General features: G+C 62.8%; 1 protein-coding gene. It reads left to right on the forward strand.

The annotated features are described in order from the left end of the window. Window positions 1–585: 585 nt before the first annotated feature. Complete coding sequence (gene ltrA / locus ACFU4Z_RS36460; protein ID WP_379072927.1) at window positions 586–2484, forward strand: group II intron reverse transcriptase/maturase; 1899 nt, start codon at window positions 586–588, stop codon at window positions 2482–2484. The last annotated feature ends 77 nt before the right edge of the window (window positions 2485–2561 follow it).

Here is a 2561-nt window from a genome sequence, read left to right on the forward strand (position 1 = left end):
GCGTGCGACACGAGGTCGCACGAGACGAGTGGACCAACCGAAAGGAGGGCCGAGTGATCGGCGGCATGGTCCCGGGATAGTGCCCGCTTCCCGTCCCCACTTCGACGTGCGTCGCAGGCAACTGCGGGGTGCGAAGCTCGAAGGAAAAGCCCAAGGGTTCCCGTTCCATCCGGGGGCCACAGGCAAGGGGAAGACCGGACGGGTGAACGCAAGTGAACCTTCGATGACACCTCGTAATGCGAGTCTCCGCAGATGGGAAGTGGTAGCGGAGTGCAGGGCCTGTCGCTGAAAAGCGGCGCTGACGGTCGGATGGCTGTAGCCGACCGCGTGGGCACCAGGGCCTCGGGGGAGAGAAGGCACCCACCCCGGTCGTATCTCGCTCGTGTGGAACGTGGAAACCCCGTCGGAGTCCGGCACTTTCGTTTCAAGTGCTGGTAGGCCGACCGTAAGGAGAGCGGAATGCTCCGGCGGGAACAGGATGGCCCAACAAGCCAACGGCGGTGAGCCGAAAGGCAACGGGAAACCAGGGCAGACGACCGTCCCTCCGATGGTCGCCGTGGATAACCGGCCGCATACGGAACCTGAATGGTCCGGCACGAAAGTGCGCTGACGTGGGCCAGGTGGGCCTTTGACGAACCAGACACCAAGGCAGCAGAACTGAAGGACAAGTTGGACACCACATCACAACTGGTAACGACCGCGTTCGTCGCGGCCGTCGATGAGGTGACCGTGGTGAACGGACCGGAAGGCTTCGACTGGGACGCCGTCAGATGGCGACGCACCGAGGACGAAGTACGCAGGCTGAGGCAACGAATCTTCAAGGCGTCGCAGGCAGGGGACCTCAAGAAGGTCCGCAATTTGCAGAAACTGATGCTCCGCAGCCGTGCCAACACGCTTGTGAGCGTTCGGCAGGTCACGGAGCGCAATGCCGGCCGCAACACTGCGGGCATCGACGGTCGGGTCGCTCTGACTGCCGAGTCACGGACAGAGCTGGTGCTCGACCTCGAGCAACGCGGCAAGCCGTGGCAAGCCTCGCCGGTCAAGCGGGTGTACATACCGAAGAAGGGCGGAAAACAACGCCCGCTGGGGATTCCAGTGATCGCGGACCGCGCGCAACAGGCGCGAGTTCGTAATGCCTTGGAACCCGAATGGGAGGCCCGGTTCGAGCCGCGTTCTTATGGCTTCCGGCCGGGCAGGTCGTGCCACGACGCCGTGGTCGCCATCTACATGACACTCAAAGGTGCTGGTTGCCAACGAGTGTGGGTGCTCGACGCGGATCTGGCATCGGCCTTCGACAGAATTGATCACCAACGCCTTCTCGATCAGATCGGCCTATTCCCCGCAAGGGCGCAGGTTCAGAAATGGTTGAAGGCGGGGGTGATGGACAGGGGCCGGTATTCCCCGACTGAGGAGGGAACTCCTCAGGGCGGGGTCATCAGTCCGCTGCTGCTCAACGTCGCACTTCATGGAATGGAGACTGCCGCGGGGGTTCGGTATCGCAAGAGCGACACCGTGAACGCCCATACCCGGTCCCATTCCCCGGTTCTGGTCCGCTATGCCGACGATTTTGTGGCTATGTGCCACAGTCGTGAGCAGGCTGAACAGGTCCGCGAACAGCTCGCACAGTGGTTCGCGCCCAGAGGGTTGTCGTTCAACGAGGGCAAAACGCGCATCGTGCACGTCTCGGATGGCTTCGATTTCCTGGGCTTCAATGTCCGCCGTTATCGCTCGTGGCGGGGCGGAACACTGCTGATCAAGCCGAGCAAGGAGTCGATCAAGAAGATGCGGCAGCGGCTGGCCGTCGAGATGCGACACCTGCGTGGTGCGGGTCCGGCGGATGTCGCGATTCGGCTCAACCCGATTATTCGGGGCTGGACCGCGTATTTCCGGTCGATGGTGTCCAGCGAGACATTCACTAACCTGGACGCCTACCTGTTCAAGCTGACGTGCCGGTGGGCTCGTCGCCGCCATGACAACAAGTCGTGGCAGTGGGTGACCAACCGATACTTCGGCCAGTTCAACAAGTCTCGGCAGGACCAGTGGGTATTCGGAGACCGCGTCAGCGGGGTCTTTCTTCAACGGTTCGCCTGGACGAAAATCGTTCGGCATTCCATGGTCACGGGCTGGGCGTCTCCGGACGACCCTGCCCTGGAACAGTATTGGACCGAGCGGCGACGCAGACAGCAGCCGCCGCCGCTGGCACCATCAACCGTGGGCCGCCTCAAGGCGCAGCACGGTCGATGCGTGCTCTGCGGTGACTTTCTGCTGTTCGCGGATCGGGAACCACAATCCCCCGGCCAGTGGGAGCAATGGTTCATCACCATCCGCACAGCTCTGAAGCGACAGCTCATTGTCGCTGACGCCGATCAGCCGAACGAGTATTTTCGCCTCGTACACGCCCATTGTCAGCGTCGACAGCCAGCCGACGCCGTCCCCGGGCCAGTCAGGATCAGCAACGCCAGCACGCCCCAGCGGCCTGCTTGAGCCGTGCTGCGGGGAAATCTCGCATGGCCGGTTCTGAGGGGGCGGGAACGCAGTAATGCGTTCCCGCTACCCGACCA

It is taken from the genome of Nocardia sp. NPDC057440 (assembly GCF_042802915.1).
In the GTDB taxonomy this organism is placed as follows: Bacteria; Actinomycetota; Actinomycetes; order Mycobacteriales; family Mycobacteriaceae; genus Nocardia.

Coding starts and splice junctions, on each gene's coding strand:
- ltrA (WP_379072927.1), top strand. CDS start 586: ATGGTCCGGCACGAAAGTGCGCTGACGTGGGCCAGGTGGGCCTTTGAC.